Raw genomic sequence first — 22,711 nt, forward strand, 5'->3', positions numbered from 1 at the left:
TACTTTACAGCCCAGCCGGCAACGTAAATTCATCTGCTAAATCCGGGCCAAACGCCCAGTGGCGTCGCACAGCGGCCAGCGGAACGGGCGCGAAAATATGCGCGAAGTGCTCCTGCCGGGCTTCCACCCACTCTCGCTCCACCCGCACCCCTGCCGCGGCCAAGGTGTCTTCGTCCCATTCCAGCAACACCAACTCTGGGCGGCCAGTATAGTAGCGGCGGGCCGTTTCCAGAATCTGGCTGCGTTCAGAGCTATGGATGAATCCTTCGGCAGCTAAGTCGGAGCTGGCAAAAAAGCCGGTTTGCTGCGCGCGATTCCAGTCAACTAAGTCGGCAATGCGGTAGAGCATAGTGTCTGCTTGAGAGGTGGTTTCACCTATTTACTAGAACAGGCAACTACCAGTAGTAGCTGTCCGGCTTCATTTAGAAGCACTTAAATAAACGCAGCAGGGCGGACAGTACGACAAGTTAAGCTTTTGCCTGCCCTATCGTACTATCCGCCCTGCTACTCTCGTCTAGCTTTGGCTGACACTTACTGCTTCACCACGCTCAGCATACTGGTGCCTTCGGCGGTGCTGATGCGCAGCACATACAAGCCGGGCCGCAGCTTCTCACCCACGAGTTGTTCGGTTTGGCCGTCGCCTTCCTCCAGGCGCTGGCCGGTTTGGTTGTACACCTCGTAGTGGAAGTTGCCCTTCACCCGCACCCGGAAAGAACTGGTGGAAGGATTGGGAAACACGGCTGCTCCAATCAGGTTTTTCGTTTGCTTCATTCCGGCTACCACCGGCATGCCTTCGCCGAGGTAATAGCCAGTATGCGGGGGCTGATTGTAGCCTACGTTTTGCCAGGCAATACTGAGGCGGTACTGCGGATCGTGCATCAGGGTAGGAATGCGGTAGGCCGTCGGAATGGTGGTGGTGAAAATCAGCAGCTCCTCGTTGTTGGTGTTGCGCCAGATTACTTCCTCGCGCCAGTCGCCGAATAGGTCGGCGCTGAGGTTGGGGGTGGCTTTGGTGCCGTTGTTGGAACCTGCTCCAAGCGCTGCGGCATTCAGCAGCGTGTTGGTGCGGCCACCCACCCAGTCCCATTTGTTGATGGTGGTACCATCGAGCTGCTCGCGCAACAGGTCACCGTCCCACCACACCGCGAAGTTGATGGTGTTGGGCTTGGCCGTTGAAACCTGGGTGCCGGTAGCCGAGTACAAGCCGCCCCGTGTGCTCCACGACTCCGCGCCCCACGTGCGGGGGTCCACGTCCATCGTCACGCCCCGGCCCACGTCGCCTTGGTTGGCTGCTGGGCCGCCCCAAATCAGGGTGCCGGTACGTGCATCGCGGAAGTCGTTGGGGTTGTTGCCGTACGACGATGGTGATTCGTGTACTGAGAACACCTCCAAGCCTGGCCGCGCAGGGTCCAGATCCGACACGTGCATGGCGTCGCCGTGGCCGCGCCCGGTGGCGTACATACCCCGGCCATCGTCATCGACGGCGCAAGAGCCGTATATAATTTCATCTTTGCCGTCATCATCAACGTCCGCTACGCTCAGGTTGTGGTTGCCCTGTCCCCTGAAGGCAGCATTGCCGGGAGTGTTATCGTCGCTGTCGAACTTCCAGCGCTGCGTTAGCTGGCCGTTGCGCCAATCCCAGGCCACCAGCACCGTGCGCGTGTAATACCCGCGGCACATCACCAGGCTAGGCCGCTCGCCATCCAAATACGCCACGGCGGCCAAGAACCGGTCGATGCGGTTGCCATAGTTGTCGCCCCACACGGCGTTGATTTGCGCCGGCGTTGGATTGTCGCCGGCAATGGGGTGGCGTTGGGGCTGGTAGGTGTGCTAGCCATCGCCGCGCCCGTTTGCCCATTGAAAATGGTCAGGTACTCGGGACCCGACAAAATATAGCCGCCCGCATTGCGGTAGTCGGCAGTGGCGTTTCCAATTACGTTCCCTCGCCCATCAACAGTGGCATCCGACGTTTTGCAGGCTAGTTCGGCCCGGCCATCCCCGTCGAGGTCATACACCATAAACTGCGTGTAGTGGGCTCCAGCCCGAATATTACGCCCCAGGTCGATGCGCCATAGGCGGGTGCCGTCGAGCTTATAGGCATCCAGAATCACGTTGCCGGAAAAGCCGCTGCTGGCATTGTCGCGGGCGTTGGAGGGGTCCCACTTTACAATGATTTCGTATTCTCCGTCGCCGTCCAGGTCGCCGGTGCTACAGTCGGCGGGGCTGTAGGTATAGGTGCTGGCACTGGTACCCGTGCCCACTGTTCCGCCGGCGGGCTGTTGGAGCACCAAGCGCATGTAGTTTTGGTTCCAGAGAGTGGCCACCTCTGAATTGGCCTGCGAACCGCCTCCGTTCTGCACCGCCCGCACGAAGTAGGTGTTGGTTTTGGTGAAGTCGGCGGTCTGGTCCACCCAGTTGGTGCTGGAAGAAATAGGCGTGCTGTTCAACTTGACGGCCGCTCCCCCATTCTCCTGGCGGTACACATCAAATGACACCCACGTGGCATCCGTTGTCAGCAGCCGCCAGCTCACGAAAACCTTGTTATCGTCTTTAACGGCCACGATGCCGCGCTTCAGGGTTTCCATCCGCCGGGTGGTGCGGGCGGGGTCAGGAGCTGTTTGCGCCGCCGCCATACCAACAGGACCCAACAAGCAAGCCGCCAACAGTGGTGTACACCAGACCGTTAGTCGGCCCATGGTTGCTGCTCGTAGGGAAAAGGGGCCATCAACCGATGGTAAGTGAGAAGAGGTTGGACTCATAGCTGGTAGGATTTGGAAAGATGGATACTAGGAGGTGCTGTCCTGCTGACACCTGCGCGAAGCAAGCGTGTGCCGTACTGAGTGATGACTCACTTGCATATTACCTATCTCCCTTCTGCCCACCATCCTGTAGTTTCCTGTTCTCAACACCGGCCTTCTTCCCCGCCCACAGCAGCCCAAGTCTCCCCGACTTTCTACTACACTAATAACATAAACTTCACACTAGCCCAACGAAATTGGCCGTTCCGCACTTCCCAATAGGAAGCACGGAACGGCCAACACAGCATTCTTACAATCTAGTATTCGAAATTCGTTACTCCGCTTTCCATAGTTCCTGCTGCACCGCCTTACCAACCGTCAGGACAATGCGCGTGGGGTTGGGAACCAGCGTGATGCGGGCTTCCTTGCCAGGATATTTTTCCGAGTCCACCCACACACCTTCTTTGGGCGATGGTTTGCCGCCGGTGCTGGAGGGCAAGTAGGCAGTGGGCAGCAATACGTCGGTATCGGAGCTAAGGTCGGTGTGTACCTTATCGAGTGCGGCTTCCAGGAAAGTACCGTACTCATCATTGAAGTCGTCTTCCAGGTCGTGCAGTTCTTCCTCTACTTCGTCGTAGCGGGCGTCGTCGTACTTCATATCGTGTAGTACTTGCTTTTTCTCGATCAGGGTAACGAGGGCGCGGTTCAGCTCTTCCAGGTTCATAAGCGTAAGGCAATAGGTTAAGTAACAAAGGTGCGGAGCTTTTCCTAATTTTCGTGAAGAGCCCCTACCCTGCCACAATTTTACGAAGAATAGTGCAAGGTTTGCTTGTTGCTCGCTCGTTGATTTGCTGAATCTTAAGTGAGTGGCTGCCAGGGTGCTTTTCCTGCAGTATAGGGTATGGCAAAGGCCCGCTACTGCTACCTAAGCGACTCTTACCTTCCAGCAGCCAACAATCGTTGCCAAAACCTTATTTTTACCGCCCTACACCCACCCATTCCCACCCGTACCATGCAAACCATGACCTCCCCGGCCGTACAGGCCCATTCCGCCCAAGATTTTCTTCCCCTCAATGGCACCGACTACCTCGAGTTCTACGTCGGCAATGCCAAGCAGTCGGCTTACTATTATCAAGCGGCTTTTGGCTTCGAGCTAGTAGCGTATGCTGGCCCCGAAACCGGCGTGCGCGACCGAGCCAGCTATGTCCTGCAGCAAAACAAGATCCGCTTCGTACTAACCACCTCCCTGCTTCCCGACTCCGATATTACGCGGCACGTGGCCCAGCACGGCGATGGCGTGAAGGTGATGGCCCTGTGGGTAGACGACGCCCGCAAATCGTTCGAGGAAACCACCAAGCGCGGCGCCAAAGTGGCTTTCGAGCCCTACACTATGGAAGATGAGCACGGCTCCGTCACCCTGGCCGGCATCTACACTTACGGTGAAACCGTCCACACTTTTGTGGAGCGCAGCAACTACAGCGGCCCGTTTTTGCCTGGCTTCGTGGCGCGCACTAGCTTGGTTCCGCAGGGTGCTCCCGTTGGCTTGCAGTTCGTAGACCACTGCGTGGGCAACGTCGGCTGGGGCGAAATGAATCAGTGGGTGAAGTTCTACGAAGATGTGATGGGTTTCAAACTACTCATCACCTTCGACGACGACGATATCAGCACCGAGTATTCGGCCCTGATGAGCAAGGTGGTGAGCAATGGCAACGGCTTCGTGAAGTTCCCCATCAACGAGCCCGCCGAAGGCAAAAAGAAAAGCCAGATCGAAGAGTATCTGGATTTCTACCACTCGCCGGGCGTGCAGCACATGGCCCTTATCACCCACGACATTCGCGCGACTGTCACGGAACTACGCCGCCGCGGTGTGGAATTCCTGACCGTACCGAGTTCTTACTACGATGACTTGCTGGACCGCGTCGGCCACATCGACGAGGACCTAGACAGTGTACGCAACCTGAACTTGCTCGTGGACCGCGACGAGGAAGGCTACCTGCTACAGATTTTCACCAAGCCCGTAGAGGACCGGCCCACGGTGTTCTTCGAAATCATCCAGCGCAAGGGAGCCAAGAGCTTTGGGAAAGGCAATTTCAAAGCCCTGTTCGAAGCTATAGAACGCGAGCAAGGACTACGTGGCAACTTGTAAGAAGTAATAGCAAGGCACTAGCTCTTTGCTGAACAACTAGGAAAGCTGCGGCTTCAGGTATCGGTGCACAACGAGGGCTCTGCTCAGGCAAAGGGCGCCTTCCGACGATACCTGAAGCCGCAGCTTTTCTTTGTGCCTAAGGGTGAAGCTATTTCTGATTTCAATTTCTCGCTGAATAATCTTTGCCTCTCAGCCACCGTATGCTCCGCAACGGCACCAGCTACTGCAGTCAGGCATTCGTGGTTGAAAAGGAAATCTATTTTTCACCTTCAGAGAAATCTGGCTGGATTACTTGGAAACACCATCCTGCTGCTATCCCTAGATCGGGAGGTTTATGCTGACAGTCAGCTTTGTAGCCAGTACTTTTTTCAGAAAAATAATGACTCAGTAAAGTTGGGTTAGCTGTTATGCTTGTAGCAGCCTGCCTGTTTTTTCATGTAAACTTGTTTTCTTTACCCCATACCTTCGCCCCTCTTCACTCAGTTTCTCCCTTATATGGCTCTCACTTCTGAAGTTCAACAGAAAATAAATACGTGGCTCACCGGCAATTACGATGCTGCCACACAAGAGGAAATCCGTCAGTTGCAGTCTCAGAACCAGGACGAGCTTTTGTCGGATGCTTTCTATCGGGATTTGGAATTCGGGACGGGTGGGTTGCGCGGTGTCATGGGGGCAGGTTCAAACCGCATGAACCGTTACACGTTGGGCATGGCTACGCAGGGCCTGAGCAATTATTTGCTGCAACAGTTTCCTGGCCAGGAAGTCAAGGTGGCCGTAGCTCACGACTCGCGCAACAACAGCAAAGAATTTGCCCGCATTGCGGCTGATATCTTTTCGGCCAATGGCATTACCGTTTATTTGTTTGACGCCTTGCGGCCCACGCCAGAGTTGTCGTTCACTATCCGGCAGCTCGGTTGCCAAAGCGGCTGCGTCGTGACGGCCTCGCACAACCCCAAGGAGTACAACGGGTTCAAAGTGTACTGGAATGATGGCGCGCAAGTAGTAGCCCCCCACGACAAAAACATCATCCGGGAAGTGGAAGCCATTCGCTCGGTTGATGAGGTGAAGTTCCAAGCCGATGAAGCCAAGGTTCATCTGATTAGCGCCGACCTTGACGCAGCGTACTTGGCTAAGGTAAAAGCCCTAAGCATCAACCCCGCCGCTATTCAGCGCCAGCACGACCTGAAAATCGTGTTTACGCCGTTGCACGGCACGGGTATCACGCTGGTACCGCAGGCACTGGCCCAACTCGGCTTCGACAACGTGCACATCGTGGAAGCCCAGGCTACTCCCGATGGTAACTTCCCCACGGTACAATCGCCGAACCCGGAAGAGAAAGTAGCCATGCAGATGGCCCTCGACCAAGCCAAGCAACTGGATGCCGACCTCGTACTAGCTACCGACCCCGATGCTGACCGGGTAGGCATTGCTGTGAAGAATACGGCGGGCGAATGGGTGCTCGTGAATGGCAACCAAACAGCTGCTTTGCTTACGTACTACAGCCTATCGGCCCGAAAGCAGGCCGGCAAGATGACCGAGAAAGACTTCATCGTCTACACCATTGTGACCAGTGAGGTACTTGGTGACATTGCGCGCGCCCACGGCGTGAAGAGCTACCAGACCCTAACCGGCTTCAAATACATTGCTGGCCTCATTCGGGAGCTAGAAGGCAAAGAAACCTACATCGGTGGCGGCGAGGAAAGCTACGGCTACATGCTCGGCGACTTTGTGCGCGACAAAGACGCCGTATCAGCGTGCGCTATGCTGGCCGAAATGGCTGCCGTAGCGAAAGACAATGGCCGTACCCTCTACGAGGAGATGACCCAGATGTACGCCACCTACGGCCTCTATCAGGAAAGCCTGATTTCGCTTACCAAGAAAGGCCAGCGCGGCGCCGAAGAAATTCAGGAAATGATGCGCGACCTGCGGGCCAATCCGCCGGCTACCATTGCGGGTTCGGAAGTAACCGAGCTGCGCGACTACCAAACCGGCAAGATTCGGGACCTTCGCACCGGCCAGGAAAAGCCTACGGGATTAGAAGCCAGCAACGTGCTCCAGTTCATCACCGCCGATGGCAGCAAGATATCTGCTCGCCCGTCTGGCACCGAGCCAAAAATCAAGTTCTACTTCAGCGTGAAAGCTCCCTTGTCTTCTGCCGCTGATTTCGAGCAAGGCGAACAACAGCTCAACCAGCGTATTGCGGCCATCATCGAAGACATGCAACTGAAGTAAGAACTTTTTTGCGCTACCTTATGCGGCCCGTCCTGTTCGTCAGGGCGGGCCGCTATTGTATACTGCTCCGCTATGCCAACCATTCGTTCCGCTCAAAACCATGTGGTGGTTCTTAGCAAGCCCGATCTACTCCACTGGCTGTGCGTTGCTCTTCTAGCTGGCGCCTTGGTGTGGCTCGACCTCTATTACGTGGCCATTCCGCTACTTTTTTTCTGGATGTTCGCTTCTACAGGCAAAACCACATTGGAGATAGACGTAAAAGCGCATCACTATCGGACAGGCTCGCAGGTATTAGGCATTCATATAAGCGACTGGCACCCGCTGCCCGAAGCTCAACGCGTTGTTGTTCGCTACTTTTCTGAATATAACCTCACTACCACCAGAGAGGGCATCGAAGAAGCGCATCAAAACGCAGAGTTTGTAGTCTTGCTTTCCGTACCAAACGCTTCGCAGGGCTTTATTCTTTTTCGCCATTTACACCACAAAGATGCCGTGCGTGTTGCCTGCGCGGTAGGAAGCATCTTGCAATTGGAAGTAGTTGAATTCAACCGCCAGCACGAAGCCAGCACGATACAAGAGGCGCACCTACTAGATAGCGAAGCGTAGGGCGTTACTGCAATGCCGATAGGTGCAACTGCGTCTTACGTTCTGCGCCTCCATGCTGCTAACTGCCTCGTAGCGGGAGGCAAGTAGGTTAAGCTGTTGATGCTGCCATAAGTTGTAACCTACATATAGTTACAGGGCCTGGGGCCACGCTGATACAGTTGGCTTTGCTTGCCGTCGGTGCTCTTCACTTGAAAAGAAACCTAGTGTGGCGTGGCAGAGAGGTGATTGGCACCTTTGCTAGGTGCAGTACTGTGTTTACTAGTGCGGGACTTTCTTTATCTTGGAAATCCCCATGTGCTGCTCCATCAATTCCCCCAAACTTCTTTGCCGGGCGCGTGCTTGGCAATGGCTCTGGCTTCTGACCATAGCCCTCTTATCGGCCACTTCAAGCACCGGCGCCCCCGTCGTCGGTTCAGAAAAGCCCATCCGAGTTGACGCCCTCCACGACGAACTCCCGGTTGAGCTTTCCAACTACAGCGTACTAGAAGACCCCTCCGGACAGCTGACGTTGCGAGACGTACAGCGGCCCCAGCATGCATCGCGCTTTGTGTTGGCCTCACGTATAGACCCGACGATGGAACACGTTGGGTCCGCGTATTGGCTGCGCTTAGCGGTGCAGGCTCCGGGGCTGCAACGTCAGCACTGGTACCTAGAACTGTTTGATTCTCACCTAAACAACATCACGTTCTACCCGGCTTCCGATACGGAACAGGGCTTGGTACGCACTGGCGCCGACTGGCCTTTTGCCTCGCGGCCCTACAGCTACAAGAATTTCCTGATGCGCCTGCCGCTTCAGCCCAACGAGTCGCAGACTTACTACCTCCGGCTGCAATCAAATTCCAAAACCAGCTTTCTGGCCCGGCTACGTACGGAGCGGGGCATCGCAGAGCAATTCCCAACGGAGTACGGGTTGCTAGGCGGCTTCTATGGCATTCTGCTGATTATGGTGGTGTATAATTTCTGTTTGTTTGTCTTTACAGGCGAGCAAACTTATTTGCGCTACGTGGTATATGTGTTGAGTTGCAGCTTGGTGTTCTTATCGGAAGATGGGCTGGGCTTCCAATATTTTTGGCCCGACCAGCCCTTGCTCAACAAAATAGTAGCAGCGGGTTCGCCCCCCCTGCTGCTGCTCTCCTTTGGCTATTACGCCCGCCAGTTTCTGGACACCCCGCAGCGCCTACCGCAGTATGACCTTTGGCTACGGGCCATTATTCTGCTTAGCGTTGTGGCGCTGTTGCTGGATGCGCTCTGGTGGAAAACCGATGACTTAGGCATCGGGCTATACTTATTGCCGTATGGGATGTTGCTTTTGGCCGCACTACGGGTGTGGCAGCGCGGCTTTCGGCCAGCTCGGTTCATTTTATTGGCTCACTCGCTGGTGGCGGTTGGCATCTTGTTCCTGATCCTGCGCAAGCTTGGCATCAATACCTTCACTAATACCTACACCGTGTACAGCATGAACGCGGCGTTTGTGTTGGAAGTGGTGGTGCTGTCGTATGCCTTGGGCGACAAAATGAAGAGCATTCAGGAGTCGACGCTTAGGGCACAGCATAGCTTGGTGAAGCAACTCCGCAAAAAGCACGAGGTACAGGAACAACTCGTGGAACAGCTGCGCCAAAACGAAGAGCTGAAAGACCAGCTGAATTCGGAATTGGAAGGCTTGGTGACCCTACGCACCCAGGAGCTTCAGCAGCAAGGCGAAACCATAGCTGCCCAGAACCGGGAGTTGCTGCAAGCCAACGGGCTACTGGCACTACAGTCGGCGGCCATCGAAAAACTGAATGCCGAGCTGCAACTGGACCTGCAGAAGGCCCAAACTGCCCGGGTGCTTTCGCAAGAAGTGGACTTCGGGGAGTTCAGCCAAATCTACCCCGATAAAGACACATGCCTGACCTACTTAGCCGACCTGAAATGGGCCAACGGCTACCAATGCCGCAAGTGTGGACACGACAATTATTGCGAAGGCCGCGAGGCACATTCGCGTCGTTGTACCCGCTGCCGGTACGTAGAATCGGCTACGGCCAACACGCTGCTTCAGAAGTGTAAGTTCTCTATTGTGAAGGCATTTTATGCGGTGTTTTTGTTGCATACCCACAAAGGGAATTATTCGGCGCAAGAGCTTTCTCGGGTGCTTGATTTGCGCCGGGCCACCTGTTGGAGCTTCAGCCAGAAGGTAGCTGACGCCATAAGCCGGCAAACCGCCGAACATCCTGAAGATGAAAGCTGGACCCGTTTGCTGCTAGATGACTCTGGCAACGAGAACGACGAAAGCGGCGACGAAGCGGCGGCCCTCGTGACCGACACGAGACATTGAGGAGGGTTGGTACTGTGAAGTTGAAAAACTAGAAAAAATTTATATCGGGAGTTTATTTTTTTACTTGTTTTTTACCCGTCAAGGGTAGGATGGGCTGATGGGCCATTTGGAACTAATGGCCGCTAAAACTGCACAAAATACGTGTGCTCTAAGCGTACACATTTACGTGATACGTAAGCGAAAACGCACTTTGCAAACGTTTGGGGCGAGGTTTTCACTTGATTTTTAGAAATAAGGTCGGGTATATTTGGCTATTCCTACCGCCCCTCATGCCCCACCCCGTTCCTTTCTTCAACTCTTGCAATGTGAGTACCCACTCACCTCTTGCGCGATTACCCTTCCGTTCGCACCCACCCCTTCTAATTGTATCCAGCGGGTACGCGAACAATGTTGCAGTGCTTGTCTCTCTTGCTACTGCGCTGTGTAAGGGTATACTCCCAGATGCTATCGGGTAGCCTTGCTACGTAGCGTCCAGCTCTACAGTGTTTATCGAAATTGTTTGCCGTGAGCATGCTTGCTGGCTCCCTGTATCTTTTATGCGGAGCTAAGCACTTACTCACTTTGCCAGTTTGCCTTACCCATTTTTCTCATTATTTGCTTGCATTTCTCCTTTTTGAAAGGAGTCTGCTAAGTGTTTTCAATTCCCACATTCTTTCCCATCACGTATGAATCGTACTTATTACTCGTATCTGGGATTCCGACGCGTAGTACCTCTTGCAGCTTGCGGCTTACTGACTTTGGCTATGGCTCCTGCGCAAGCGAGCAGTGTAGCAGTGTCTAGCCGTACAGTTGAGGCCGATGTACCAGTATCAGGCCGCGTAACAGGCGAAAAAGGAGAGCCTTTACCCGGTGTTACCATCATCGTAAAAGGCACCACGCAAGGCATCACCACCAACTCCGACGGGGGCTTTACGCTCAACGCGCCGGAGGGGTCCACACTGGTGTTCAGCTATGTTGGCTACGGCCGCAAGGAGCTGGCCGTAACGGGCGCCACTAACAGCCTGAACGTAAGCTTGATAGAAGACACCCGGGCGCTGAGCGAAGTCGTGGTGGTTGGGTACGGCACTCAGTCGCGGGGTAGCGTAACAGGCGCTATTTCATCGGTGGGGGCCGCAGAAATTGTGCGCCAGCCCGTGCCAGATGTCACGCAGGCCATTCAAGGCAAAGTGGCCGGGGTAACTATTACCTCCGGCGGGGGTGCTCCAGGCGGAGCGGCGGGTACGGCGGTGCGCATCCGCGGTATATCGTCGGCGGGCCTCAATTCGCCTCTGTATGTAGTGGATGGCTTCCCGCTGCCCACTGGCGTGGACGGCAATGGCAACGCCACAAACAACGAATTGAACGGCATCAGCCCCAACGATATCGAATCTATTGATATCCTGAAGGATGCTTCGGCTACGGCTATCTACGGGGTGCGAGCTGCCAACGGGGTAGTTGTAATTACCACCAAGCGGGGCAAAGCCGGCAAAACCAACATCAACTTTGATGTTTACCGCGGTGTGCAGACACTAGCCCGCAAGCTAGACCTGCTCAACGCCGAGGAGTACGCTACTATCAACAACGAGTCACTATATGCAGCTGGCAAGCCGCTTGCCCTGGAGAAGCTGCGCGACCCGTCTACGTTGGGCGAAGGCACCGACTGGCAGGATTTACTGTTCCGCCGGGCTAAGATTCAGAACTACTCGTTGTCGGCGACTGGGGGCAGCGAGAAAGCGCGCTACGCCTTATCGGGCACCTACTTCCAGCAGGATGGTATCTTGCTAGGAACTAAGTTCGAGCGGTTTACGCTGCGTGCCAACGGCGACGTGCAGGTAGGCAAAATGCTGAAGCTGGGCAACAGCATCTCGCTCACCAACCTCAACGACCGCCAGATAACAAGCAACGACGGGGAATACGGAGCCGTGCAGCAACTGCTACGCATGCCCCCTACAGTACAGCCATATCGGCCGGATGGCTACTGGTACCAGCCCAACAGTGCTTCCGACAACTTCACGGAGGAAAACCCACTGGCTACTTCGCAGCGGGTCAACCAGAAATTCACGCGCAACCGGGCCATCACCACGTTCTTCGCCGAACTCGAGCCGCTTAAGGGGCTCCGCTTCCGTACCAACGTAGGTGCCGACCTGATATTCGACAACTTCAACAGCTTCGCGCCCAAAGGGCCGGAACTTGCGGGCTTCACCCAGCGCTACATTACGGCTGGGGCGCGTGCTACTTCCAGCTACGCTCCTAGCTACCTAATTGAGAATACCATCACCTACGATCATCTGTTCGCTGAAAAGCACCAAGTCACTTTCCTGGTGGGTCAGTCGGCGCAGGAGTTCAACTACAGCAACGTAGAAGCGAACCGCTCTATGTACCTGCGCAACGACTTGCAGGTAATCAACGCGGGTCCGATCAACGCCCTTCTTACCAATGCTGGCGCTATTGATCCTTCCCGGCGCCTGGCCAGCTACTTTGGCCGCCTCAACTACGAGTTTAGTGGCAAATACATCTTCCAGGCCACGGCCCGCTACGACGGCTCGTCGCGGTTTCAGCCCGGCGAGAAGTTCGGCTTCTTCCCTGGAGCATCGGCCGGCTGGCGCATTTCGGAAGAAGGCTTCTTGCAAGGCAACAGCACCATCAGCAACATGAAGCTGCGCGTGGGGTATGGCCGCGTAGGCAACGAGCTAAACGCAGGTCGTTTTGCCTACCTCTACACCATCAACTTCGGGGCGGTATATCCACTGGGACAAGATGGGGCCATCAATACGGGCGGTGCGCCAGTGCGTTTGCGTAACCCTAACCTGCGCTGGGAATACAACGACCAAACCAACATTGGCTTGGATCTGGGCTTCCTCGACAACCGTTTTGAGGCCACCATTGACCTCTTCAATCGGAATTCGCCGAACCTGATTGCCGGCGTACCTCCATCCTATGTGTCGGGTACGTACGAATCAGTGAATACCAACGCCGCATCGGCTTACAACCGCGGTATTGACTTCTCGTTCACCTCACGCAACTTCACCGGAGTTGATCAAGCGCTGAGCTGGACCACGACCCTGAACGCCTCGGCCTACAAAACCAAGCTGGAGTCGTTGGGTGCGGGGGTACCGTACAACGGATTAAGCTCTTTGAGCGGCGTTATTGTGCGCTACGACGTGAACCAGGCATTCGGCTCGTTCTACGGGTATGTGAAAGAGGGATTGTTCCAGACGCAGTCGGAGGTAGATGCTTCGCCGAGGCAGCCTGGCGCAGGCCCTGGCGATATTCGCTACCGCGACCTGAACGGCGACAACGTTATTACGGATGCTGACCGCAAGTTTATTGGCAATCCGAACCCAAACTTCACGTTCGGCATCACCAACAACTTCAACTACAAGAACTTTGATTTAAGCGTCTTCATCCAAGGTTCGCAGGGCAACGACGTGTACAACCTTAACCGCTACATCACGGAAAGCGCGTTGTACAGCACCACCAACGGTACCACCCGCGTGTTGAAGCGCTGGACCGGCGAAGGCACCAGCAACGACGTGCCACGAGCCATCAACGGTGACCCCAACAACAACCTACGGGTATCCACTCACTTCATTGAGGACGGCTCCTACGTGCGCCTCAAGAACCTAACGCTCGGTTATACGCTACCCAAAACGCTCATGAGCCGCATTTCGGCCACCCAGATGCGCGTGTACTTCACGGCCCAGAACTTAGCCACCCTCACCAAATACACCGGCTACGACCCTGAGGTAAGCATTAGCGGTGTCGACCGGGGTATCTACCCGCAAACACGGGTGTTCATGGGCGGCCTGAACATCGGGTTCTAATTCTCTTGTAATTCCCACTTACTACTCATGACTATCTCTAAATTCACCTGCGGCGCCTTCCTGCTGTCGTTAGGATTACTGACTGGCTGCGGCGAAAAGTTTCTGGAAGAAACTCCTTCCGACCAGGTTACGGACGTAAACTTCTATCAAACTCAGCAGGATGCTATTCAGGCCACTACAGCTGCCTATAGCGAACTGACCAAGGAAGGCCAGTACAACCTGTCGATGTGGGCCTTTGATATCATGGCCGATATATCGGTGACGGGCGGCGACGACGGCAACGACGGCATTGAATACAAGCAGCTCGAAGCCTTCAACATTCCTACCACCAACATCGTGGCCAACCGCCTGTGGGGCGGCAGCTTCATCGGGATACAGCGGGCCAACCTGGTACTGCAGAAGGTGCCGGACATCGCCAACATGGACCCCGACATCAAGAAGCGCTGCTTGGGCGAAGCACAGTTTCTGCGGGCCAAATACTACTTCGACTTGGTACGGGCCTATGGGGATGTTCCGCTGTTCACAGCACCACCTGCCAACCAGGCAGCTGTGAGCATTCCGCGCACGCCGGCTGCAGAAGTGTACAAGCAGATCGAGCAGGACCTGATTGCTGCTATCGATAACCTGCCGCCATCCTACAGCGGTGCTGATTTGGGCCGTGCTACCAAGTGGGCCGCCACGGGCCTGCTAGCCAAAGTATACATCACGGAAGCTTCCCAAGGCGACGCCAGCAAGAAACCACTGGCCGCCCAGCGTGCCCGCGAAGTAATCAACAACTCGGGTAAAACACTGCGGACCAACTACGGCGACAACTTCAAGGTAGCCACCGAAAACGGCGCCGAGTCGCTGTTTGAAGTACAGTACGTGAACGGCCGCAACGAGTATGAGCGCAACAACGTGGGCTCTGCTATGAACGAGTTCTTCGGGCCCCGCGGTGCCAACCAAACGCCCGGCAGCGGTTACGGTTTCAACATTCCAGAGCCCGATTTCGTGAACGGCTACGAGGAAGGCGACCAGCGCAAAGCCGTTACTATTTGGGTGCCCGGCGACACGTACCCGGATGGCGGCAAGCAGTCGGCACGCGCCACTGGCTCGCCCTTCGGCTACAACTGCAAAAAGTGGTTTGTAGGCAAAGTGAACACCAATATCTGGGATTCGGGCCTCAACGTACCGGTGCTTCGTCTGGCGGAAATGTACCTGATTGTAGCCGAAGCGCTGGGGCCAAACACCGAGGGCTTGGAAGCCATCAACAAGGTGCGGCGCCGGGCTTTCGGCCTCCCCATCAACACGCCCTCTGCTCGTGACCTGACCAGCGCTACCGCTGACTTCACAGCAGCCGTGTTGCGCGAGCGGAAGTATGAGTTGGCGTTCGAGTTCGACCGGTGGTTTGACTTGAAGCGCTACCACGGCACCCAGTACGGCCTGATACCCGTCATGACGGCGCAGGCCAACTATCTGCGCAGCCTGAACCTGGGCATCGTGCGCGGCATCCCAACCGAGAAAAACCTGGTACTGCCTATTCCGCAATCGGAATTGGATGCCAACTCCGGCCTGGTTCAGAATCCTGGCTACTAAGCCTCCCTCCCGACTTTTAGCGCGACTCTACAGATGAACTATACCTTGAACAAAGCAGCACTGGTCTTACTGGCCGGCTCGCTGCTACTCACGGCCTGCGACAAGGAAGACGAAGGCTCGTTGGACGGCCCCAAGCCCACAGCAAGCTTCACGGCTACTGCACCCAAAGTGGTTGGCCTGACTTCGGAAGTAACCTTCACCAGCACCAGCACCGATGCGTTTCTCTATCAGTGGGATTTCGGTGACGGAACCATTGGCTCGGGGCAGACCGTCACGCACGCTTACACCCGGGGCGGTACCTTCAAAGCCAAGCTAACGGCTGTGGGCCGTGGCGGGGCTACTCCGTCGGAAACGCAGGATGTCACCATTGCTTCCACGCTCAACCTTGTCAACCAGCTGCTCACGGGTGGCTCGTCGCGCACCTGGAAGCTCGACAACGCAACTGCTGCCCCTATAGTGGTGGGCACGGAAGCAGCGCCCACCACGTACTTTCCGGGCGTAGCGGCAGGTGATTTGCCAGCGTGTCAGTCGGATGATGAGTACACCTTCTCAACCAGCAACACCTTCACCTACGACGCCAAGGCCGAGACGTTCTACGCTGACAGAATGAATTACAGCTGTCAAGCTCCCCTTTCGGGCACCTCGCCGTTTGTATTTGGGGCGGCCACCGGAACTGGGCTAGCGCAGTTTACATTATCACGGGCTGGGGCTTTCATTGCGGCCACCGATGCTTCCCTGACGGAGCGCGTGTACCGCATACTAAGCATCGACAACCAGAAAATGACCCTGCGCGCCGGCAGCGGCCAGAATGGCGGCACCGTGTTTACTATCAAGATGGTAGTTAAGCCTTAGGAAGCTTCCTAACCGCTGCTTGCTCACTACCATTAAGCGTATTCCGATGACCTATCCCACCATGTGGGTGCGGCAGAACCTGACGCTCGGAGCCGGCCTCTTGCTGGCTCTGAGCGTAAGTTCCTGCACCGAAACCAAGACCAAGAATATTCCGGCGCCCACGCCCGTTACGCCCGTCGTGAACGAAGAGGCCCGCGACTACGGCCAGTACACCAACCTGGTATGGAGCGACGACTTCAATAGCAACACCCTCGACCAAACCAAGTGGACGTACGAACTGGGTGGCGGTGGCTGGGGCAACAACGAGTTGCAGAGCTACACCAACACGCCCGAAAACGTATTTCTCGACGGCAGCCACCTCGTGATTCGGGCGCGCCAGCAGGCTGGCAGCAATGTCTACACCTCTGGGCGCCTCATTACCAAAGGCAAGCAAAGCTTTCAGTTTGGCCGCATTGATGTACGGGCAAAGGTTCCGAAAGGCAAAGGCGTATGGCCCGCCATCTGGATGCTAGGCGCCGACATCGACCAAAACAACTGGCCGGTCTGCGGTGAAATCGACATCATGGAACTGCGCGGCAGCAAGCCCCGGGAAATGCTTTCGACCATGCACTTTGGCAACAGCACGGCTACCCACCAATACAAAGGCACCACCAAGCAGCTCACCGCCGACTTGTCTGATGAATTTCACGTGTTTACGGTGGTGCGCAGCAGGAACCTGATGCGTTTCTTCCTGGACGGGCAGGAATACTACCGGTTCACCAACGCCGATGTAGGCTCGTTCTCCTATCCCTTCAACAACCCGTTTTTCGTGATTTTGAACGTAGCCGTGGGGGGAAACTTCGACGGCAATCCAGATGGCTCTGCTGTTTTTCCGCAGCAAATGGAGGTGGATTACGTGCGCTACTTCCAGTATCAATAAGCGTCGCCGAGGACTAGCTTGTGTAGCTTTTTCACGCCGGTATATTGCGTGGTATGACTGAGGTAAGCCAGCCTTGAAGTTGCTTGCCGCCGGCTATACCACGCAAAGCAGGCACCCTATGTCCTGGCCGTGCGTCGTTGTGTTGCTCCAGCCCGACTTTTATTTCTCGCTATGAAATCCCCTTTACCCCGACCGATGCTATCGGCTGCCATGGGTATGCTGCTTCTGATTTGTACTTCTAGCACGGCCACATTTACTGCAGCTTCTGCCTCTAAGCCCTCCAAATACTCTTTCAAAGAGTTGCTGTGGAGCGACGAGTTCAACTACACCGGGCTACCCGACTCCGTAAAATGGACCTACGATGTAGGCGGCAGTGGTTGGGGCAACAAGGAAGCGCAGTTCTATACCAAAGCCCGCCGTGAAAATACCCGCGTTGAAAAAGGACATCTACTTATTGAGGCGCGGCGTGAAGCCCTGAACCCACAGAACCCCTACACTTCCGCACGGCTGGTGTCAAGGGCCAAAGGTGGAGGCAGCCTCACGTATGGCCGGGTGGAAGTACGGGCCCAGCTGCCAGCCGCTCGTGGCACCTGGCCCGCCATCTGGATGCTCCCCGACGACTGGAAGTACGGCGACAAAAGCTGGCCCGCCAACGGCGAAATAGACATTATGGAATACGTGGGTTACCGGCCCGCCGTGGTGCAGGCCTCCACGCATTGCAAGAAGTATTACTTCCGCACCAACAACCAGAAAACCGATTCTATCAGTGTGCCTACCGCCACAACGGCATTCCATGTATATGCCATTGAGTGGACGCCTGAAAGTATTACGGCCTTGGTTGATAATAAAGCCTACTTCACCAGCCCGAACGAGCACAGCGGTTGGGAAGCCTGGCCTTGGGACCACCCATTTCACGTGTTGCTGAATGTGGCGGTCGGGGGCGAGTGGGGCGGCAAAAAGGGTATCGACGATACCGCGTTTCCGCAGCAGATGCTCGTGGATTACGTGCGCTTCTACAAGTTAAAGCAACAGTAAGTAGCCTTGCTGCCGTGGGCAGCTCTTCTCTTATTTCTTGGTATTACAACGGCTCTTGCAAAGGAGCCCGGCTTCTTTATTGCACTTTCTAGCCGTACTATATGGGCCGCCAAAAACAGTTTTTCCGGTTGTCGGCCGCTGAGCAGCAAGAGTTGCAGCACTACTTGCAACAAGAGCAGCTTGTGCGCCGACAAGTTAACAGGGCACAAACCCTGCTCGATTGGCACGCCGGGTACTCGGCCGCCGAAACAGCGCAGCGCCTAGCCATGACCGAAGGCCGGGTGTATGCCTTACGACGAGCGTATCAGCGCCAGGGTCTCACCTCGTTCCTGAATACACATCCGCAGGGTGGTGCCCCCACCAAACTAACGCCCACCGTAGAAGCAGCCTTGCTGGCGTTGCTTTCGCGTCGCACTTCCGATCCGGCCCGGCACTGGACCCTGCGCGAGTTGGCTGCTTACTTGGTGGACAAGGGCCACGCCAAATCAATTTGCCCAGTTACCGTCGGCAAGGCGTTGCAACGGCTCCAAACACTGCTTGTTCCCGTCTCTGATACCGACAAATAAGCGCCGTCCTTGTCTCAGCCGCCAATGCGTGAGGTGTGAGTCCTGACTACTCTATCACGCTATAGTTTGTGTAGTATATTTCTATGGATAAGGAAACAGCCTAACTACTTTGGTAGCTAGGCTGTTTTTTATTCACGACGCTCTTTTTTGGTACCCAGGATAAAAAGAATCAGCAGCAAAAAGGCAGCGACGCCCAGGCTATACCACGTCACGACGGGGAGGCCGCGGTAGTAGGGCATCTGACCAGACGGATAATGCCCGAGCAAGCTCAACCCCGCAAACAGAATCATGGCTACGGAAACTGCGGCTAAAATGCTGCGGCTTACCAGTTGATCGGCCTTGTGCAACAGCAACATGTAACCGCTCAGCTCCACCCGTACTCGCAGGTCGCCGCGGGAAATTTTGCGCACAATCTGCCGGATATCAGCTGGCAGAGTCTGGATGAGCGCCAGCAATTGGGTGCCGGTATACTCGGCTTCGCTGAGGATATTCTCAGCTGAATACTGCTCGGCTACAATGCGCGCGCCATAGGGCCGCACAAATTCGAACGTGTTGAAGCGCGGGTGGAGCACCTTTCCAATTCCTTCCAGAATCACAAGGGCTCTTAGGATAAGGAACACCGCGCCGGGCACCTGCAGCTTATAGGTATAAATGACCCCTTGGAGCGCCTCCGCCAAGTCCGACATGCTCATGTCTTTGACGTCGAGGCTGGCGAAATCCTCTATCAGCTCCCCCAACGAGGCCTCGAAAGCCCGCATGTCCTGAATATCGGAGGTGATGGCCAAGCGACGGAAACTCAAGGCCATACCGCGTGGGTCTTGCCGGGCCATGCCAATGAATACGCCCGCAAAGGCGTATTTCTGCTGTTTGCTCATTTTGCCCACCATCCCGAAGTCGATGAGCACCAACGTTCCATCGGGGCGAACTAGCACGTTGCCGGGGTGCGGGTCGGCATGGAACATCCCGAACTCGAATATCTGAGTCAGGTAGATGTCCATGCCGGTTTCGGCCACCTTTTCGGGGCTGAGGTCCCACTCCAAGAGCTGCGCCTTGTCCGTGATTTTGCAGCCGCTCACAAACTCAATCACCAAGATGCGGGTGGTACTAATATCCCGGTAAGGCTTAGGAATATAGAAGGTCTCGTAGTTGGCATACAGCGAGCGAAACTGCTCCATGCTCCGCGCCTCGGAGGTGTAGTCCAGCTCCTTGGTCATGCTCCGCTCAAAGGCATCTACTACATCTTGGGGGTTGCTGAGGCCTTGCTTGCGTAGAAAGTTGCCCGTCAGGCGCACCAATTCGTGCAGCAAGGCTAGGTCGGAGCGTACTTTTTCCTGCACGCCGGGGCGTTGCACTTTCACTACCACTTCCTCGCCCGTGAGCAGCCGCGCCCGGTGCACCTGCCCAATGCTAGCCGAACCAAGCGGCACGTCATCAAACTCAGAAAACATTTCGTCGAGGGGGCAGCCAAGTTCCCGCTCGATGATACCTTTGGCTGTTTGCACATCAAAGGGCGGCACGTTGCTTTGCAGCTTTTCGAACTCGTCGATGAGGGGTTGGGGCAACAGGTCGGCACGGTTACTCATGGCCTGGGCCAGTTTGATGAAGGTTGGGCCCAGTTCCTCGATGATCATCCGGATCCGCTGCCAACGGGTGGTTTCAAACACGGCTTGCTCGCCCTCCTGCCACGAAACACGCCGGCTTTTAGACACTAGCCGCCGCAAGGGGGTACTGGTTACGGCATCTTCGAAGCCATACCGAATCAGCACCTCCGCTACCTGCCGGATGCGGGTCAGGTTGGAAATCGTGTTTTTAAACATTAAGTGTTAAATAAACAGGCAATTCAGTGTGGAAGCTTGGCGGTAGCAAGGTTGTGTTGCCTGCCGGAAGCTGGACTGGCAGTTGGCGGCCGATGCTTCGCGCAAGCTAACAGTGAAGGTCAGTAATGCGTCTGTAAGTGCTCAAGAAACGCTTGAAATGCTTCCCAGGTGCCCACCTTTTTCACTGACCTCCCTAACGAACCACGCAGCGTCTGCACAGCGGATAACAGTTTCTTGGTTGAACAGTTGAATCGAACATACAGAAAACCCCGTTCGGTGCCTCCGAACGGGGTTTTCCAACTTCTTAAACAAGAAGCTACGACAAGGTGCTGCCTGTGCTAGAGGTGTTGTCGTTGGGCGAAATGGCTTTCTTGGCCGCTGTTTTATTGGCTTTGGTTTCCTTGCTATCCGTGCTGGCGGCTTTCACTTTGCCCGCGGCGCTGGTAGCAGGAGTGGTTACGGTTTTTTTGGCCGCGGCAGTTCTGCCAGCGGAACTGCTTACGTTGGTGACTCCAACCGGAGAATTAACGGTGGGCTTGCTGGCCTTTGGTGCCGCTGCTTTCGGAGCAGGCGTTGCCGCTTTGCTACCGCCTTTCACCGTACGCTTCAGTTCTTCCACTTCCGCGTTGGGAGCTACGCCCACTGTCTTCATCACGCGCGAAGCAATGCTTTGCACCTGCTTTTCCAACTCCTTGCGCTTGGTTTCGCCGTTTTGCTTCAGCTCATCCATGATTTTGGCACCTTCCTGCTCCGACAACTTGCTTTCTTTCACCAACGCGTCAATGGTTTTTTGCACCCGGTCGGTGGTAAGAGAAACGAAGCCAACGCCTGCGTTGACAAACTTCTTAAACAAATCTTCCATAAAACTGCGTGATTAAAAGAGAGTGGGAGAAGTAAAACCGGCGTTGCGGACCTGCCTGCCGGGAAAAGTAGTATGCAAGCCGACTATATTTCGCAAACCTACGAAACCGAAGCTATATAGTTGGCAGTGAATGGAAAATAATTGCGCACCTCCTATTTCATCTGTGAGATTCACTTGACATGACTCATTTTTAACTACTCGTCGGCTTCCCTTACCTGCTTCCTGGTTGTCAGGCCGCAGAATTCACCTGGCTTTGGGCTTGCTGCTCGGCCCATACGCTGTGCGTAAATTCCCCGACCTGCTGGAGTGCTTGCCGCGCTTCGGGCACGAACCGCCAGAACAGATGCCACCAGTGTACTAGCCCTTCAAACACTTGGAGTGTAACAGGCACACCGCTAAGGCTAGCTTTGCGGCAGAAGCGCACAACGTCATCATGTAGCACCTCGGCGTTGGAAATCTGGATCAACAGTGGTGGCAAGCCATGTAATTTGCCTTTGGTGGGCGAAACCAACGGGTGAGTTTGGGGGGTATCGGCGGCGTAGAGGCTGCCCCAGGTTTGCATCTCCAGTGCCTCCAACATCCGGGTTTCCTCTTGGCATGCCTGCCGCCGCAGGGTAGTTGGCAGCGCCAAATCAATCCAGGGGGAAAGGCCGATGGCCGCGGCTGGCAGCGGCTGCCTAGCGTCGCGCAGGTGCTGCAACAGTGCCAAGCCCAAGCCGCCACCCGCTGAGTCGCCGGCGACCATAATATTGGAGGCCTCGTACCCTTGGTTCAACAGCCAGTCGTACGCAAGTCGGGCGTCTTCGAGAGCCGCTGGAAAGGGATATTCAGGCGCTTTGCGGTAGTTGATAGCCAACGTATTCAGCTGGCAACTCGCAGCCAACGCTCCTACCAATGCCCGGTGCGTGTTCAGAGAGCCTATTACATACCCGCCACCGTGCAGATACAGCAACACTCGCTCGGGCCGAGCGCCCACAGGCCGCAGCCATTCGGCCGCCATGCCCTCTACATCAGCATCTTGCAAAAACACGTTCCAGGGCACGAACTGGAAAAGCGCGGCGGCCTCTGCGGCCAGCCGAATGGCAGGGAGTCGCGGCCGACTACGGGCTAACGGGCCAGTGGCGGCCGTCAAGAACTGCTTGAGCAGCAAATGCTGGGAAGACGGCATCGAAAAAGCAAACGTGGGAACTTGGAGGGGAAGCGGGGCGGTAGCAACGGCGCGAAGCCGCAAACACTAAGCGCTGCC

The 22,711-nt window shown here is 55.7% G+C and carries 17 protein-coding genes; 10 read left to right on the forward strand and 7 right to left on the reverse strand.

What is annotated here, in order from left to right; genetic code table 11:
* Positions 1 to 4 precede the first annotated feature (4 nt).
* From MTX78_RS15450 to MTX78_RS15465, 4 genes are all read right to left on the reverse strand, one after another.
* A complete protein-coding gene (locus MTX78_RS15450; protein WP_243796100.1) occupies positions 5 to 349 on the reverse strand; it encodes a DUF952 domain-containing protein in 345 nt (114 codons plus the stop codon).
* 182 nt (positions 350 to 531) lie between these two features.
* Positions 532 to 1,764, reverse strand: a complete 1,233-nt coding sequence (locus MTX78_RS25365; protein ID WP_317258905.1) for a rhamnogalacturonan lyase family protein — start codon at positions 1,762 to 1,764, stop codon at positions 532 to 534.
* Complete coding sequence (locus tag MTX78_RS25370) at positions 1,680 to 2,759, reverse strand: rhamnogalacturonan lyase family protein (protein ID WP_317258906.1); 1,080 nt, start codon at positions 2,757 to 2,759, stop codon at positions 1,680 to 1,682. Before MTX78_RS25370 ends, MTX78_RS25365 begins: the two co-directional genes overlap by 85 nt.
* Positions 2,760 to 3,072: 313 nt before the next feature.
* On the reverse strand, positions 3,073 to 3,462 hold the full coding sequence (locus MTX78_RS15465; protein ID WP_243796101.1) for a hypothetical protein: 390 nt from the start codon (positions 3,460 to 3,462) through the stop codon (positions 3,073 to 3,075).
* 288 nt (positions 3,463 to 3,750) lie between these two features.
* Here MTX78_RS15465 and hppD point away from each other — a divergent pair, with 288 nt between their 5' ends.
* The 10 genes from hppD (at position 3,751) to MTX78_RS15515 (ending at position 18,786) form a co-directional block, all read left to right on the forward strand.
* Positions 3,751 to 4,884: a 4-hydroxyphenylpyruvate dioxygenase gene (hppD, locus tag MTX78_RS15470; RefSeq protein ID WP_243802900.1), complete on the forward strand. Its 1,134-nt coding sequence runs from the start codon at positions 3,751 to 3,753 to the stop codon at positions 4,882 to 4,884.
* Between the two features lie 495 nt (positions 4,885 to 5,379).
* Complete coding sequence (locus tag MTX78_RS15475; RefSeq protein ID WP_243796102.1) at positions 5,380 to 7,116, forward strand: phospho-sugar mutase; 1,737 nt, start codon at positions 5,380 to 5,382, stop codon at positions 7,114 to 7,116.
* Between the two features lie 168 nt (positions 7,117 to 7,284).
* Entirely contained in the window at positions 7,285 to 7,722 is a 438-nt protein-coding gene (locus MTX78_RS15480) for a hypothetical protein (protein WP_243796103.1), read from the forward strand.
* Between the two features lie 292 nt (positions 7,723 to 8,014).
* Positions 8,015 to 10,036, forward strand: a complete 2,022-nt coding sequence (locus MTX78_RS15485) for a 7TM diverse intracellular signaling domain-containing protein (RefSeq protein WP_243796104.1) — start codon at positions 8,015 to 8,017, stop codon at positions 10,034 to 10,036.
* Between the two features lie 665 nt (positions 10,037 to 10,701).
* The gene (locus tag MTX78_RS15490) at positions 10,702 to 13,839 is read left to right on the forward strand and encodes a SusC/RagA family TonB-linked outer membrane protein (RefSeq protein ID WP_243796105.1); all 3,138 of its coding nucleotides are present in this window, start codon (positions 10,702 to 10,704) and stop codon (positions 13,837 to 13,839) included.
* 27 nt (positions 13,840 to 13,866) lie between these two features.
* Positions 13,867 to 15,414, forward strand: coding sequence for a RagB/SusD family nutrient uptake outer membrane protein (locus tag MTX78_RS15495; protein ID WP_243796106.1), 1,548 nt, complete (start codon positions 13,867 to 13,869; stop codon positions 15,412 to 15,414).
* Positions 15,415 to 15,447: 33 nt separating this feature from the next.
* Positions 15,448 to 16,266: a PKD domain-containing protein gene (locus MTX78_RS15500; RefSeq protein WP_243796107.1), complete on the forward strand. Its 819-nt coding sequence runs from the start codon at positions 15,448 to 15,450 to the stop codon at positions 16,264 to 16,266.
* A gap of 19 nt (positions 16,267 to 16,285) precedes the next feature.
* Positions 16,286 to 17,185, forward strand: coding sequence for a glycoside hydrolase family 16 protein (locus MTX78_RS15505; protein WP_243796108.1), 900 nt, complete (start codon positions 16,286 to 16,288; stop codon positions 17,183 to 17,185).
* 171 nt (positions 17,186 to 17,356) lie between these two features.
* Positions 17,357 to 18,220, forward strand: a complete 864-nt coding sequence (locus tag MTX78_RS15510) for a glycoside hydrolase family 16 protein (RefSeq protein WP_243796109.1) — start codon at positions 17,357 to 17,359, stop codon at positions 18,218 to 18,220.
* A 101-nt stretch (positions 18,221 to 18,321) separates the two neighbouring features.
* Positions 18,322 to 18,786, forward strand: coding sequence for a helix-turn-helix domain-containing protein (locus MTX78_RS15515; RefSeq protein ID WP_243796110.1), 465 nt, complete (start codon positions 18,322 to 18,324; stop codon positions 18,784 to 18,786).
* A gap of 128 nt (positions 18,787 to 18,914) precedes the next feature.
* Here the strand turns inward: MTX78_RS15515 and MTX78_RS15520 are convergent, their stop codons facing one another.
* The 3 genes from MTX78_RS15520 to MTX78_RS15530 form a co-directional block, all read right to left on the reverse strand.
* Positions 18,915 to 20,603 (reverse strand): ABC1 kinase family protein, encoded by a 1,689-nt coding sequence (locus MTX78_RS15520; protein ID WP_243796111.1) that lies wholly within the window; start codon positions 20,601 to 20,603, stop codon positions 18,915 to 18,917.
* A 316-nt stretch (positions 20,604 to 20,919) separates the two neighbouring features.
* Positions 20,920 to 21,465 carry a phasin family protein gene (locus MTX78_RS15525; protein ID WP_243796112.1) on the reverse strand — a complete coding sequence of 182 codons (546 nt, stop codon included), beginning with the start codon at positions 21,463 to 21,465 and terminating at the stop codon, positions 20,920 to 20,922.
* A gap of 229 nt (positions 21,466 to 21,694) precedes the next feature.
* On the reverse strand, positions 21,695 to 22,633 hold the full coding sequence (locus MTX78_RS15530) for an alpha/beta hydrolase (RefSeq protein WP_243796113.1): 939 nt from the start codon (positions 22,631 to 22,633) through the stop codon (positions 21,695 to 21,697).
* Positions 22,634 to 22,711: the final 78 nt, after the last annotated feature.

Source organism: Hymenobacter tibetensis (assembly GCF_022827545.1).
Classification (GTDB): Bacteria; Bacteroidota; Bacteroidia; order Cytophagales; family Hymenobacteraceae; genus Hymenobacter; species Hymenobacter tibetensis.